Below are 15,768 nucleotides of genomic sequence, written 5' to 3'. Positions count from 1 at the left end.
GGATACAAAAACCTGCAATCTTGCTTTTTAATTTTTTTCGCTGACCAGAAAGCTTTTGAACTGCGGCGACATCCAGGTTTTAAACCCCTCGCCCTCTTTCATAATCATATAGACCGCAAGCCCTTCACGACGCACAACTTCTTTGGCCTTTTCCGGGCCGAGCACCATCAATCCTGTATCCCAGCCATCGGCCTCCAGCGCCGTTGGGGCAATCACCGTTACGGACACCAGGTTGTGTTCAATCGGACGACCGGTTTGCGGATCGATAACATGGGAAAGACGCTTGCCATCCAGCTCATAATAGTTACGGTAGCTGCCGGAGGTGCTAATGCCATGCCCGTTAATGTCTACAATCGCCTGCACCGCGTTTTCACGATCGGTCGGTTTCTGAATTGCGACTCGCCACGGATGCCCTTCAGCATTCATACCGCGGCTGTTTAGCGCACCACCAACGGAAACCAGATAACGGGCGATCCCTTCCTGCTCCATTAATCGAGCCAAATGATCGGCGGCGTACCCTTCGCCAACGGTAGAGAGATCCACATACAGATCCGGCAAGTCTTTTTGCAGGTAGTTCTGATGCGCTTCATTCACGACCTTCAGATGTGAAAGTCCGGTTTGCGCTTTTGCAGCGTCAATTTGCCCTTGGGTGGGAATATGCAACGGTTGCTGATCCGGGCCAAAGCCCCACAGGTTGACTAACGGCCCCACGGTGATATCCATAGCCCCATCGGTTTTTGCACCAATGCGTAGCGCCGAGGTCACGATATCCGCCATGGCGTCGCTAACCGGCCATGGTGACAAACTATTCGATAAGTTAAAGCGCATCAATGCAGAGTCATTTTTATAGGTGGAGAGCAGTTGATCATCGGCATCAAGCTGAGTCTGGATCTTCACCTGTAGTTCTGCGGCGCGTTTTGCATCGACGCCCACGACACTGACCCGCCAGAAAGTGCCCATGGTTTTACCTTCCAGAACGGTGGCTGGCGTTGTGGTCTGAGCAGGTTTCGGGGCTTCATCGCACCCGACAAAAAAAATCGTCACCGCCAGCAGCGCTGCGCGATAAAATTTCATTTCCATACGTAATTATCCTCATGCGAACGCGCGCAAGAGTACACCAAAAATCGTTGTTTGTACGGCGGAAAAACAGCATTAAAAAAGGCCCCGCAGGGCCTTTGATAACAATAAATGTAGATTAGAACTGGTAAACCAGACCCAGCGCTACGATATCATCGGTACCGATACCTGCGTCACGGGTGAACTGATTGTCATCCAGCAGGTTGATTTTGTAATCAACATAGGTGGACATGTTTTTGTTGAAGTAGTAAGTCGCGCCAACATCAACATATTTCACGATGTCTTCGTCGCCATAGCCACGGCCCAGGTCTTTACCTTTAGACTGCAGGTAAGCCACGGACGGACGCAGACCGAAGTCGAACTGGTACTGAGCAACCGCTTCGAAGTTCTGTGCTTTGTTAGCCCAACCCAGGGAGCCTGCACGCGTTGCGTTGTAGGTCTGAGTGTACTGAGTTGCAAAGTAGAAATTGTTCGCGTCGTATTTAATACCACCGGTATAGGTTTCAGCACGGTCGCCGGTACCGAAGTTCAAACGGTTCTGTTCGTCGGTACGTTTGGAACTGGTGACTGCAGTACCCAGAGAGAAGCCTTCGCCGATATCATAAGTGATAGATCCGCCAACGCCGTCGCCATTCTGACGCAGTGCTTCACGACCGTTGTTGGTCACGCCAGTGAAAGTTCTGCCGGTATCGTCTTCGCCACTCACGCTACCGTTTTTACCCTGGTACTGAATGGCAAAGTTCAGGCCATCAACCAAACCGAAGAAGTCGGTGTTACGGTAGGTCGCGAAGCCGTTACCACGCTGCTGCATGAAGTTGTCAGAACCGTAGGTGTCGCCGCCGAATTCCGGCAGAACGTCGGTCCAGGACGTTACATCGTAAACTACGCCGTAGTTACGACCGTAGTCGAATGAACCCACGTCTGCGAATTTCAGACCCGCAAACGCCACACGGGTCCAGGCGTTGTTTTCATTTTCTGCGGAGTTACCCTGAATCTGGTATTCCCACTGGCCGTAACCGGTCAGTTGGTCATTAACCTGAGTTTCGCCTTTGAAGCCGATACGCATATAGGTTTGGTCACCGTCAGCGCTTTTGTCATCGGAGAAATAGTGCAGACCGTCGACTTTGCCGTACAGGTCTAATTTGTTGCCGTCTTTGTTATAAATTTCAGCCGCATTCGCTGCGCCTGCTACCAGCAGTGCTGGTACCAGGAGGGACAGTACTTTAACTTTCATGTTATTAACCCTCTGTTATATGCCTTTATTGCTTTTTTATGCCACTGCATACTGATTAAGGTCATTAACCAGTCGGCAACTTCATTCTCCGCAAAAACACAGAATAATCCAACACGAATATGATACTAAAACTTTTAAGGTGTTTCATTTATCCGCATAGATGTTTCAAAATATTAATACAAGGGAACTTTTTTAAAATCAAAAAATAGGCAAAATAAGCACAAATAATCAAGAATCATATTAATAATATTTAAAATCAACAAATTACACGAAAAAATCTTATAGCACTGAATGACAAAAAAAAATCTTCACTCGCAACTAAAATAGACCCGCTATCATCATTAACTTTATTTATTACCGTCATTCATTTATGAATGTCTGTTTACCCCTATTTCAACCGAATGCTCAGCGTTCGGTTTTTTTTTACCCTTCTTTACACAAAACTTACCGTTCTGTGCTACCGATGCAAAACTATAACGACTATTAATTATCTCATAGCACTGCGCTCAGATATAAGCCTGACAAATAATTGATTGTTATTTAATGCTAAATGTATACTTTCCGTACGAATATTTGTACCCGCCGTTATCCACTGTACACCTTTGCACCGTCACAGGTGCAACCAAATGAGGCGTAAAAAATGCAACCTCTGCCGCGCGGTGTAAGTGTGGTAATTCATACATTACCCTTTATACTGCCCCTTCATCTTTCGCGTCGTTTAACAGGTCATAAACACGAATGAGTCAGTCTGACACAACGGTTTCCACCCGATTCTCCCTGTTGCCAGGAAGTATTACCCGTTTCTTCTTATTACTGATCGTTGTGCTGTTGGTGATGATGGGTGTTATGGTCCAGAGCGCCGTCAACACCTGGTTAAAAGATAAGAGCTATCAGATCGTCGATATTACCCATGCCATTCATAAAAGGGTCGATACCTGGCGATACGTGACCTGGCAAATCTATGACAATATTGCCGCCTCAACCAGTTCGCCGGGTGCAGAAGGGCTGCAGGAAACACGTCTGAAACAAGATGTCTATTATCTTGAGAAGCCACGCAGAAAGACCGAGGCGCTGATTTTCGGCTCGCATGACAGTTCTACATTGGAAATGACCCAGCGCATTTCAACATATCTGGATACGTTGTGGGGCGCAGAGAATGTCCCATGGTCAATGTATTACCTGAATGGTCAGGACAACAGCCTGATCCTAATCTCGACGTTACCGCTGAAAGATCTTACCTCCGGTTTTAAAGAATCGACGATTGGGAATATTGTCGATTCCCGGCGCGCTGAGATGCTGCAACAGGCTAATGCGCTAGATGAACGTGAAAGCTTCTCTTCACTGCGCCGTCTGGCCTGGCAGAACGGGCATTACTTCACGCTACGCACGACCTTTAATCAGCCAGGACATCTGGCAACGGTTGTCGCCTTTGACCTGCCGATTAATGACTTGATCCCGCCCGGTATGCCGCTGGACAGTTTCTATCTGGAACCTGATGCCACCTCAACGACCGAGCACCTGAATGAAAAAGAGTCGCCTGACAGCGTCAGCATTAATTTCAACAACAGTAAAATTGAGATCTCTTCGGCGCTAAACTCAACGGATATGCGGCTGGTATGGCAGGTTCCGTTTGGCTCATTGCTGCTCGACACATTGCAAAGCATTCTGCTACCGCTTTTGCTGAACATTGCGTTGCTGGCCCTGGCGCTATTTGGCTATACCACTTTTCGCCACCTCCCAGTCCGTTCCACCCAAGTGGCGCCAAACCTTGCGGCAAATAATGAACTGCGCGTTCTTCGCGCAATCAACGAAGAGATTGTTTCCCTTCTGCCGCTGGGATTACTGGTACACGATCAGGAAGCAAATCGTACGGTTATCAGCAACAAAATTGCCGATCACCTGCTGCCGCATTTAAATCTGCAAAACATTACCAACATGGCAGAGCAGCATCAGGGAATCATTCAAGCCACCATCAATAATGAACTGTATGAAATCAGACTGTTTCGCAGCCAGATCTCCCCGAGAACGCAGATCTTTATCATTCGTGACCAGGACCGCGAAGTGCTGGTCAATAAGAAGCTGAAACAAGCGCAGCGGCTGTATGAGAAAAATCAGCAGGCCCGCGCGGCCTTTATGCAGAATATTGGCAGCGCGCTGAAAGACCCCGCGAAAACGTTGGCTGCCAATGCCGCCGCGCTCAATACACCGGACAGCCAGAAACTGGCAAATCAGGCCGACGTTCTGGTGCGAATGGTGGACGAAATCCAGCTAGCCAACCTGCTGGAGAACGATGCCTGGAAAGGTGAATCCACACTGTTTTCCGTGCAGGCATTAATTGACGACGTAGTTCCGGAGGTTCTGCCAGCCATTAAGCGTAAGGGGCTGCAGCTACTGATTAAAAATCATCTTAGCGTCCATGATGAACGCCGTGGCGATCGCGATGCCTTGCGCCGTATTTTGCTGCTGTTGATCCAATATGCGGTAACCACCACGCAGATTGGTAAAATCACGCTGGAAGTAGACCAGGATGAGTCAGAGGCTGAACGCCTGACCTTCCGCATTCTGGATACCGGGCAAGGCGTCACATTGAATGAAGTTGATAATCTCCATTTCCCGTTCATCAATGACACGCAGGGCGATCGGTATGGCAAAGCCAACCCTCTGACGTTCTGGTTGTGCGATCAGTTAGCCCGTAAGCTTGGCGGACACCTGAATATCAAAGCGCGGGAAGAACTTGGAACACGTTATATCGTCCATGTTAAAATGCCGCTGCACGATCAACATGCTGATAGTGAAGAACGCCTGTTGGATGACGTCTGCGTAATGGTTGATGTCACCTCAAATGACGTACGTAGCATTGTATTACGTCAGCTGGAAAACTGGGGGGCAACCTGTATCACGCCCGATGAACGGTTGAATAGTCAAGAATATGATCTCTTTTTAACGGATAATCCGTCTAATCTTACTGCTTCAGGCCTACTTTTAAGCGATGATGAGTCTGGCGTGCGGAAAATTGGCCCTGGCCAACTGCGCGTCAACTTTAATATGAGCAATGCTATGCAGGAAGCAGTCCTTGAGCTGATTGAAGAGCAACTGGCGCAAGAAGGGTTCCAGGAACTCCCCCTCGGCGGAGATGAAAACGCCGAACTTCATGCCAGTGGTTACTACGCTCTCTTTGTAGACACAGTACCGGATGATGTTAAGAGGTTGTATACTGAGGCGGCTATCAGCGATTTCGCTGCGTTAGCCCAAACGGCCCATCGCCTGAAAGGCGTGTTTGCCATGCTTAATCTGGTACCCGGCAAGCAGTTATGTGAAGCGCTGGAACATCTTATTCAAGAGAAAGATGCTCCAGGTATAGAAAAATACATCAGCGACATTGACGTTTACGTCAAGAGCTTGCTGTAGCAAGGTAGCCCAATACATGAACACTATGAACGTAATTATTGCCGATGACCACCCGATTGTACTGTTCGGTATTCGTAAATCACTTGAGCAAATCGAGTGGGTAAATGTTGTCGGCGAATTTGAAGACTCCACTGCACTGATCAACAATTTGCCTAAGTTGGATGCGCATGTGTTGATTACCGACCTCTCCATGCCGGGAGATAAATACGGTGATGGGATCACGTTAATTAAATATATCAAGCGTCATTTCCCGAGCCTGTCGATTATCGTTCTGACCATGAACAACAATCCGGCTATTCTGAGCGCGGTACTGGATCTCGATATTGAAGGGATCGTACTGAAGCAAGGTGCGCCAACCGATCTGCCGAAAGCGCTTGCCGCACTGCAGAAAGGTAAGAAATTCACCCCGGAAAGCGTGTCTCGTCTGCTGGAAAAAATCAGCGCCAGCGGCTATGGCGACAAACGTCTGTCACCGAAAGAGAGTGAAGTTCTGCGTCTGTTTGCCGAAGGTTTTCTGGTTACTGAAATCGCGAAAAAACTCAACCGTAGTATTAAAACCATCAGCAGCCAGAAAAAGTCGGCAATGATGAAACTCGGTGTGGAAAACGATATCGCCCTGTTGAATTACCTCTCTTCCGTAACGCTGAGTCCCTCAGACAAAGAGTAATTCTTTTAACACCAAAGTGCCTGATGGCACGCCGTTTATCAGGCCTACGAATGACACTGGGTGGTGCGTGTTCCGTAGGCCGGATAAGGCAAGCGCCGCCATCCGGCATCTGTTATTCCCGCGCCTTCCTCACCCTTTCCGCATAGACCGTCAGCGTTTGCTTCAATACATCCAACGTCACTGGCTTAGACAGACAGCTATCCATACCTGATTCCAGGCAACGCTGCTTCTCTTCGGCCAGCGCGTTGGCCGTCACGCCGACAACCGGCAGCGTTAACCCTAACTGGCGGATACGCTGGGTCAGGCGATAACCATCCATGTTTGGCATGTTGACGTCACTCAGCACAATGTCGATATGATTTTTGCTGAGCACATTGAGCGCATCCACACCGTCATTCGCGGTTTTACACTGATATCCCAACGATCCCAATTGATCGGCCAGTAAGCGCCGGTTTATAGGGTGATCGTCAACAACCAGGATCATCATGTCATCGTTCGTCGCACCGGCTTTATCCGGGGTTGGCAACGCCGTGGAGAGCTCTTCACTCCCCAACTCTACACTGTAGATATGTGCCAACAGCGCAGGCAGTTCGTGCGGTGACGCCACGCTGTGTACCCATTCTCCAGGCTCTCTTTCCAGCGGAATGCCAATATGTCGGCGGCAGAAAATCACCGCTGCTCGCCCCTGCCAGGCCTGTTCCAGCACATCGTCGGCCACCAACAGGTCATCCGCATCGGGCTGTTGTCCCTCATATCGCAGCACCGTCATCCCATTGCGCGTCAGGCTGGATTCGAGAAAATGGTACAGTGACGCATTACGTACTGCCAGCCAGCAACGCGTGCCAGCCAATCCTTCAACACCCTTTTTCAGCGGATACTGTGCGCCATAAAGCGGAATACGCAGCGTAAACTGGCTCCCCATTCCCGGCTCGGAATCGACGGAAATATCCCCATCCATCATGCTGATCAGTTTTTCACAGATCGCCAAACCAAGTCCCGTTCCCTGGAAATTACGCTGTACGCCAGTCCCCACCTGGAAGAAAGGATCGAACAACCGAACCACCTCTTTGGCAGGGATCCCTACACCGGTATCACGCACTCGAATGCTCAGGTAGTCGCCGCTGCACTGCACGTGCAACACAATACAACCGGTATCGGTAAACTTGATTGCGTTACTCAGTAGATTAGAAATCACCTGTTGTAAACGCATCGGATCGCCATTCAGCGCCACAGGCACATCCGGATCGATAAAGCAGTACAACCCCAACTGCTTGCGGACCACCAGCGGCAAATAGTTAGCCGTAATATGGTTCATGACTTCACGCGGTGAAAACTCTCGCGGTTCAATCTTCAGCTGTTCAGATTCAATCTTTGAGAAGTCGAGAATATCGCTGATAATTTTCAGCAGCAGGCTGGAAGAGTTATTCATCGCCGTTACCAGACGATCCACCCCACTCGGTAACTCTTTGGTTTGCAACAAATCAAGGTTACCGATAATGCCATACAGCGGTGTACGTAGCTCATGGCTCACCGTCGCAAGGAACATCGATTTTGACTGGCTAGCCTGTTCCGCCGCCTGTGCCATCTCCTGCAACGACTCTTCCATTTTAACGCGCGCACTGACATCAACAAGGACACAAATTGCCACGTTTTCATTACGATAGCGCGAGTGCACAAAGCTGATTTGCAGATTGGTATTGTTGCTGGTCAGCACATCAACAAAATTGACCTGTTGGCCGCAAATAATTTGCGTTAACCGCTGACGGTCTTCATGCGTCAGCATGTTCAGATAGGTGTGCGCCAGTTCGTTACTCAGGATATTAATGCCATCCATGGTGCGCAGAATACAAATACCTACCGGCGCAGAAGCCACGATTTTACGGTTAAACTGCTCATGTTCTTCCAGCCGCTGAGCATCACTTTCCGCTGGAATAAAAATACGCCGTTCATACATGCGCGTGAGCATAAACAATGCCGCCCCGACCAGCACGTTCAGCAATATAGCGTTCAGGATCATCATGCGGATCCGCTCCAGCACCAGGTCGACAGGAACGGAGTACACGATGCTCAGGGAGGACGGAGGCAGATTTTTCTTCAATACCAGCTCGCGGAAACCCGGCGTGTAACCAAACCAGGAGCGCTCCTGCATCCAGTGGGGCTCAGCCTTAATATTCCCTTCAGGGCCGGTGAGAGAAATTAGCGCATGGCCATTTTCGTCGAGGATGGTCACGCCCATCGGTAAACTGCCCGGCGTGAAGAAATTCTCCATGCGAATAGGCTGCTCTACGCCCAACAGCGCCTGGAGACGATTGGCGAGGTAAACCGGCGTCAGTGCATAGAAATACCCTACTCCCGGACGCGGCCCCTGGCTAATCCAGAACAAGTTGTTGCCGTTTTCTTCTTGCGTTGCATTGCGATACTTAATAATGCGCTCATGCAGAGCCTTCAGGGCCTCGTCTCGTTCGACGGGCATATCACGCAAACCGAAATTGGCCATACAGAGGTTGTCGCTGCCGATCAGGAACACTCGATTTAAATCATAAGCGGCGGAAAAGTTGTCGCGCCAGTAGCGCATAAACCATGCCAGTGATTCCAGAGAACCTCGCCAGGCGTTGCCCATTACGGAACAGTCGGAGTCGGCAAACAGCGGCTCAAAATTAGGCACGACGGTTTTATCATCTCGCGCCCGCAGCGACATCACGCCGTTTTCCGCCGTTAAGCGATTTTCGGCAATATATTTCAGCTCTTTAATCACATCAGAGGTGCGCTGAATGTAACGTTGGGCCTGATCGGAGCTGAGATTAAGCTCCTGATGGATTTCAGACTCTCGCTGGTGCAGCGCATTCACAATGTAGAACACGGAGGCAAACGCAATCAGACACCAGATAACGAGCGCCAACGCTCTGAACAGGTAGCGTGAGACTTTTAGGGTTGAATGAACGGAAGCAAGGTATTTCAAAGGGGCGAAGCTCCGCCTCAGGGCATTAATAGAGTGTGGTTAAGGTAGCGATAAATGTCTTTTGTCGCAATGCCATTAAAAAAAGGGCCGGAGTTCTCCGGCCCTTCTTATTACGTTTTAATTACTCTTCAGCGTCATCCGCTGCATCATCATCGCTTTCCGCTTCAGGCGCGATATCCTCGTCACCTTCAGCTGCACTTCCGTCGATGGAGTCGAGCTCTTCATCATCAACCGGTTCAGCAACGCGTTGCAGACCCACAACGTTTTCGTCTTCCGCAGTACGGATAAGGATAACACCCTGGGTATTACGCCCTACCACGCTGATTTCCGACACGCGAGTACGTACCAGCGTACCTGCATCGGTGATCATCATGATCTGGTCGGTATCTTCAACCTGTACTGCGCCAACAACGGAGCCATTACGCTCGGTGACTTTGATGGAGATAACACCCTGCGTACCACGAGACTTGGTTGGGTATTCGCTTTCCGCTGTACGCTTACCGTAACCGTTCTGCGTGACGGTCAGGATTGCCCCTTCACCGCGTGGAACGATCAGGGAAACAACGGAGTCTTCACCTGCCAGTTTGATCCCGCGAACACCGGTCGCCGTACGACCCATCGCGCGAACTGCGTTCTCTTTAAAACGCACCACTTTACCGGCAGCAGAGAACAGCATAACTTCGTCATTACCGGACGTCAGATCAACGCCAATCAGTTCGTCGCCTTCGTTCAGGTTGACGGCGATAATACCGGCAGAACGCGGACGGCTGAATTCGGTCAATGCCGTTTTCTTCACGGTACCGCTGGCGGTTGCCATGAAGACGTTGACGCCCTCTTCGTACTCGCGTACCGGCAGAATTGCGGTGATACGTTCGTTCGCTTCCAGCGGTAGCAGGTTAACGATTGGACGTCCACGCGCACCACGGCTCGCTTCCGGCAGTTGATAAACCTTCATCCAGTACAGACGACCACGGCTGGAGAAGCAGAGGATCGTGTCATGGGTGTTGGCCACCAGCAGGCGGTCGATAAAGTCTTCTTCTTTAATGCGTGCTGCAGATTTGCCTTTACCGCCACGACGCTGCGCTTCGTAATCGGTTAACGGCTGATATTTCACGTAGCCCTGATGAGACAAGGTCACGACAACATCTTCCTGGTTAATCAGATCTTCGATGTTGATGTCAGCGCTGTTCGCGGTAATTTCGGTCCGACGCGCGTCGCCGAACTGTTCACGAATCAGCTCCATCTCTTCACGGATAACTTCCATCAGACGATCTGCGCTGCCCAGAATGTGCAGCAGTTCAGCGATCTGTTCCAGCAGCTCTTTGTATTCGTCGAGCAGTTTTTCGTGCTCAAGGCCGGTCAGTTTCTGCAAACGCAGATCCAGAATAGCCTGAGCCTGCTGTTCAGTCAGGTAGTACTGACCGTCACGCACGCCAAATTCCGGCTCCAGCCATTCAGGACGCGCGGCGTCATCACCAGCACGTTCCAGCATGGCGGAAACGTTGCCCAGTTCCCACGAACGCGCAACCAGCGCGGCTTTCGCTTCTGCCGGGGTCGGCGCACGGCGGATCAGTTCGATGATCGGATCGATGTTCGCCAGCGCAATCGCCAGCGCTTCAAGGATGTGCGCACGGTCGCGGGCTTTACGCAGTTCAAAGATAGTACGACGAGTTACGACTTCACGGCGGTGACGTACGAACGCGGCAATAATATCTTTCAGGTTCATGATCTTCGGCTGGCCATGGTGCAATGCAACCATGTTGATACCGAAGGAAACCTGCAATTGGGTCTGGGAGTAAAGGTTGTTCAGAACCACTTCCCCGACCGCATCGCGTTTCACTTCAATCACGATGCGCATACCGTCTTTGTCAGACTCGTCACGCAGCGCGCTGATGCCTTCTACGCGTTTGTCTTTTACCAGTTCGGCGATTTTCTCGATCAGGCGCGCTTTGTTTACCTGATACGGAATTTCGTGGACGATGATGGTTTCACGACCCGTTTTGGCATCCGCTTCGACTTCCGCGCGTGCGCGAATGTACACTTTGCCACGGCCGGTACGGTAGGCTTCTTCGATACCACGACGACCGTTGATGATCGCTGCAGTCGGGAAGTCCGGACCCGGAATATGTTCCATCAGCCCTTCAATGCTGATGTCTTCATCGTCAATATATGCCAGACAGCCGTTGATCACTTCAGTCAGGTTGTGCGGCGGAATGTTGGTCGCCATACCTACCGCGATACCGGACGAACCGTTCACCAGCAGGTTAGGAATTTTGGTCGGCATGACGTCAGGAATTTGTTCGGTGCCGTCGTAGTTATCGACGAAATCAACCGTTTCTTTTTCCAGGTCAGCCATCAGCTCATGGGCGATTTTCGACATACGGATTTCCGTATAACGCATCGCCGCTGCGGAGTCGCCATCGACAGAACCAAAGTTACCCTGACCATCTACCAGCATGTAACGCAAGGAGAATGGCTGCGCCATACGAACAATGGTGTCGTAAACGGCGGTATCACCATGAGGGTGGTATTTACCGATTACGTCACCAACGACACGGGCAGATTTTTTATAGGCTTTATTCCAGTCGTTGCCCAATACGTTCATGGCGTAAAGTACGCGACGGTGAACCGGCTTCAGGCCATCTCGGACGTCTGGCAGCGCACGGCCAACAATGACCGACATCGCATAATCCAGATAGGAGCTCTTCAGCTCTTCCTCAATGTTGACCGGTGTAATTTCTCTCGCAAGGTCGCTCATCTAACCGCTATCCCTCTACTGTATCCCGGATTCAAAGGTCGCAAATTATAACACATACGTGAAGATTCAGGTAAATGGATTCCCCCTGACAGAGGCTTTATTCATCCCGTCAGGCTGATATACTCATTTGCATCGCAAATTTAGGAGTAGAAGCCCCAATGAATGCCGAAAAACCCCCGGTTACTCACAACGTTGACCATGAAGAAATTGCCAAGTTTGAAGCAGTCGCGTCACGCTGGTGGGATCTTGAGGGTGAATTTAAGCCACTGCACCGTATTAACCCGCTGCGTCTGGGCTACATTACTGAACGCTCAGGCGGCCTGTTTGGTAAAAAGGTTCTCGATGTCGGCTGCGGCGGCGGCATTCTGGCGGAAAGCATGGCGCGCGAAGGCGCAACCGTCACCGGGCTGGACATGGGCTTTGAACCGTTACAGGTCGCAAAACTGCATGCGCTGGAGAGCGGCATCCAGGTGGAGTACGTACAAGAAACTGTCGAAGAACATGCGGATAAGCATGCGCATCAGTATGACGTTGTGACCTGCATGGAAATGCTGGAGCACGTACCAGATCCGCAGTCGGTGGTCAGGGCCTGCGCCAGACTGGTTAAACCGGGCGGCGAAGTCTTTTTTTCCACGCTTAACCGCAACGGCAAATCCTGGCTGATGGCGGTGGTCGGAGCGGAATATATTCTGCGGATGGTGCCGAAAGGCACGCATGATGTGAAAAAATTCATTAAGCCCGCTGAACTGTTAGAGTGGGTTGACCAGACCGTGTTGAAAGAGCGTCATATGACCGGCCTGCACTACAATCCCATCACCAACACCTTCAAACTCGGTCCGGGCGTTGATGTGAACTATATGGTGCATACCACCGCCAAAAGCGAATAAACCAGCGCTCATGGCCTTATGACGCTGAATTGTAGGCCGGATAAAGCGCGCCAGCGCCGCCATCCGGCATGACTCCGGGCTTTAACGCCTGATGGCGCTTCGCTTATCAGGCCTGCGTTATTACGCATCGCCTACTAATCCTGAGTAGTACCGGTACAGCAATTTTTGCGCCAGATCATAAGAACTTTCCTTACCTTAGATGAAGAAATCAGCACTCGATCAAAATTTCTATTTTTTTTCTCAATTATTGACATCCCCGCCAGGCCTTATAAGACGCGCACTTAGCGATTCTCACCCTTTTGCAACCTCAATTTAACCTCAAAATCAACTCTTGTGCTGAAAAGAATCCCTACTAGAATACTCACCATATAGCGTCTATTTTATCAAACAACCCCTACATATAGTATTTATCCACAGACTTAGTCACAACATGACTCTGTGGATAATATGGGGGATATTTTTTCTTTCACGGACAGGTAAAAAACCACATGAATCAGAGTCTGCTGGTGACAAAGCGTGATGGTAGTACAGAGCGCATCAATCTCGACAAAATCCACCGAGTTCTGGATTGGGCGGCAGAAGGACTGAATAACGTATCGATCTCTCAGGTCGAGCTGCGCTCCCACATTCAGTTTTATGACGGTATCAAGACCTCCGATATCCATGAAACAATCATCAAAGCTGCCGCCGACCTGATCTCCCGCGAAGCGCCGGATTATCAGTATCTGGCCGCCCGTCTGGCGATTTTCCATCTGCGCAAAAAAGCCTACGGCGAGTTTGAACCGCCAAAACTGTTTGACCATGTCGTGAAAATGGTTGAAATGGGCAAATACGACAATCATCTGCTGGAAGACTACACGGAAGAAGAGTTCAAGCAGATGGACTCGTTCATCGTACACGATCGTGATATGACCTTCTCCTACGCTGCGGTGAAGCAGTTAGAAGGCAAATATCTGGTGCAAAACCGTGTTACCGGTGAGATCTATGAAAGCGCACAGTTCCTCTACATTCTGGTAGCAGCCTGCCTGTTTTCTAACTATCCGCGTGAAACACGTCTGCAATATGTGAAACGTTTCTACGACGCTGTTTCTACATTCAAAATCTCGCTGCCGACGCCGATTATGTCCGGCGTGCGTACCCCAACGCGTCAGTTCAGCTCCTGTGTTCTGATCGAGTGCGGCGACAGCCTTGACTCCATCAACGCAACCTCCAGCGCGATTGTGAAATACGTTTCTCAGCGTGCCGGTATCGGCATTAACGCCGGTCGCATCCGTGCGCTGGGTAGCCCGATTCGCGGCGGTGAAGCGTTCCACACTGGCTGTATTCCGTTCTACAAGCATTTCCAGACTGCGGTGAAATCCTGCTCTCAGGGTGGCGTACGCGGCGGTGCAGCCACGCTGTTCTACCCAATGTGGCACCTGGAAGTTGAAAGCCTGCTGGTCCTGAAAAACAACCGTGGCGTCGAAGGCAACCGCGTTCGTCACATGGACTACGGCGTACAGATCAACAAACTGATGTACACCCGTTTGCTGAAAGGCGGCGACATCACCCTCTTTAGCCCGTCCGACGTCCCGGGTCTGTATGACGCGTTCTTCGCCGATCAGGATGAGTTCGAACGTCTGTACACCCAATATGAAAACGACGACAGCATCCGCAAACAGCGCGTGAAAGCGGTTGAGCTGTTCTCACTGATGATGCAGGAACGTGCCTCTACTGGTCGTATCTATATTCAGAACGTTGACCACTGCAACACCCATAGCCCGTTTGATCCGGTTGTCGCGCCGGTACGCCAGTCCAACCTGTGCCTGGAAATCGCCCTGCCGACCAAACCGCTGACCGACGTTAACGATGAAAACGGCGAAATTGCGCTGTGTACGCTGTCCGCATTTAACCTGGGCGCTATCGAAAGTCTGGACGAACTGGAAGAGCTGGCCGTACTGGCGGTACGTGCGTTGGATGCGCTGCTCGATTACCAGGATTATCCGATTCCGGCCGCCAAACGCGGTGCGATGGGGCGTCGTACGCTGGGTATTGGCGTTATCAACTATGCCTACTGGCTGGCGAAAAACGGTAAACGCTACTCTGACGGCAGCGCTAATAACCTGACTCACAAAACCTTTGAAGCGATTCAGTATTACCTGCTGAAAGCGTCTAACGAGCTGGCGAAAGAGCAAGGCGCATGCCCGTGGTTTAACGAAACCACCTATGCGAAAGGCATTCTGCCGATCGATACCTATAAAAAAGACCTGGATGCTATCGTCAGCGAATCCCTGCATTACAACTGGGAAAGCCTGCGCGAATCAATTAAAACTCACGGTCTGCGTAACTCCACGCTCTCCGCTCTGATGCCGTCCGAGACCTCTTCGCAGATCTCCAACGCCACCAACGGTATTGAACCACCACGCGGTTACGTGAGCATCAAAGCATCGAAAGATGGAATTCTGCGTCAGGTCGTGCCGGACTACGAACACCTGCACGACGCATATGAACTGCTGTGGGAAATGCCGAACAACGACGGCTACCTGCAGCTGGTAGGTATCATGCAGAAATTTATCGATCAGTCGATTTCTGCCAACACCAACTACGATCCGTCGCGCTTCCCGTCCGGAAAAGTACCGATGCAGCAGTTGCTGAAAGACCTGCTCACCGCCTACAAATTTGGTGTCAAAACGCTGTATTATCAGAACACCCGTGACGGTGCGGAAGACTCTCAGGACGATCTGGTACCGTCCATTCAGGACGATGGCTGCGAAAGCGGCGCATGTAAGATTTAATCTT

Annotated in this window: 8 protein-coding genes; 4 read left to right on the top strand and 4 right to left on the bottom strand. The window is 50.7% G+C overall.

The genetic code is table 11. The annotated features are described in order from the left end of the window. Positions 1-27: 27 nt before the first annotated feature. Positions 28-1,080: an FAD:protein FMN transferase ApbE gene (gene apbE, locus GFB57_RS12170; protein WP_003027586.1), complete on the bottom strand. Its 1,053-nt coding sequence runs from the start codon at positions 1,078-1,080 to the stop codon at positions 28-30. 115 nt (positions 1,081-1,195) lie between these two features. After that, a complete protein-coding gene (locus GFB57_RS12165) occupies positions 1,196-2,311 on the bottom strand; it encodes a porin OmpC (protein WP_003027588.1) in 1,116 nt (371 codons plus the stop codon). 738 nt (positions 2,312-3,049) lie between these two features. Between GFB57_RS12165 and rcsD the strand changes: the two genes are divergently transcribed. Continuing rightward, the gene (gene rcsD / locus GFB57_RS12160; RefSeq protein ID WP_003027590.1) at positions 3,050-5,719 is read left to right on the top strand and encodes a phosphotransferase RcsD; all 2,670 of its coding nucleotides are present in this window, start codon (positions 3,050-3,052) and stop codon (positions 5,717-5,719) included. Between the two features lie 16 nt (positions 5,720-5,735). Further along, positions 5,736-6,386: a response regulator transcription factor RcsB gene (gene rcsB / locus GFB57_RS12155; RefSeq protein WP_003027592.1), complete on the top strand. Its 651-nt coding sequence runs from the start codon at positions 5,736-5,738 to the stop codon at positions 6,384-6,386. Positions 6,387-6,498: 112 nt separating this feature from the next. On the opposite strand, the gene rcsC is transcribed toward rcsB, so the two are convergent. Together rcsC and gyrA are read right to left on the bottom strand one after the other, a co-directional pair. Continuing rightward, entirely contained in the window at positions 6,499-9,345 is a 2,847-nt protein-coding gene (gene rcsC / locus GFB57_RS12150) for a two-component system sensor histidine kinase RcsC (protein WP_003027595.1), read from the bottom strand. Positions 9,346-9,466: 121 nt separating this feature from the next. Then, entirely contained in the window at positions 9,467-12,103 is a 2,637-nt protein-coding gene (gene gyrA / locus GFB57_RS12145) for a DNA topoisomerase (ATP-hydrolyzing) subunit A (RefSeq protein WP_003027598.1), read from the bottom strand. A 158-nt stretch (positions 12,104-12,261) separates the two neighbouring features. On the opposite strand from gyrA, the gene ubiG reads away from it, so the two are divergent. Further along, positions 12,262-12,990, top strand: coding sequence for a bifunctional 2-polyprenyl-6-hydroxyphenol methylase/3-demethylubiquinol 3-O-methyltransferase UbiG (gene ubiG, locus GFB57_RS12140; RefSeq protein WP_003027601.1), 729 nt, complete (start codon positions 12,262-12,264; stop codon positions 12,988-12,990). 488 nt (positions 12,991-13,478) lie between these two features. Continuing rightward, on the top strand, positions 13,479-15,764 hold the full coding sequence (gene nrdA / locus GFB57_RS12135; protein ID WP_003027604.1) for a class 1a ribonucleoside-diphosphate reductase subunit alpha: 2,286 nt from the start codon (positions 13,479-13,481) through the stop codon (positions 15,762-15,764). Positions 15,765-15,768: the final 4 nt, after the last annotated feature.

It is taken from the genome of Citrobacter sp. S39, assembly GCF_009495675.1.
GTDB classification, from domain to species: Bacteria; Pseudomonadota; Gammaproteobacteria; order Enterobacterales; family Enterobacteriaceae; genus Citrobacter; species Citrobacter freundii.
The sequence above is the reverse complement of the archived record's forward strand: the minus strand, read 5'-3'. Positions and strand labels throughout refer to the sequence as shown.

Bases quoted from the DNA above. Each gene is read 5' to 3' on its own strand.
- GFB57_RS12165 (WP_003027588.1), bottom strand. From the start codon at position 2,311: ATGAAAGTTAAAGTACTGTCCCTCCTGGTACCAGCACTGCTGGTAGCA.
- ubiG (WP_003027601.1), top strand. From the start codon at position 12,262: ATGAATGCCGAAAAACCCCCGGTTACTCACAACGTTGACCATGAAGAA.
- gyrA (WP_003027598.1), bottom strand. From the start codon at position 12,103: ATGAGCGACCTTGCGAGAGAAATTACACCGGTCAACATTGAGGAAGAG.
- rcsD (WP_003027590.1), top strand. From the start codon at position 3,050: ATGAGTCAGTCTGACACAACGGTTTCCACCCGATTCTCCCTGTTGCCA.
- apbE (WP_003027586.1), bottom strand. From the start codon at position 1,080: ATGGAAATGAAATTTTATCGCGCAGCGCTGCTGGCGGTGACGATTTTT.
- nrdA (WP_003027604.1), top strand. From the start codon at position 13,479: ATGAATCAGAGTCTGCTGGTGACAAAGCGTGATGGTAGTACAGAGCGC.
- rcsB (WP_003027592.1), top strand. From the start codon at position 5,736: ATGAACACTATGAACGTAATTATTGCCGATGACCACCCGATTGTACTG.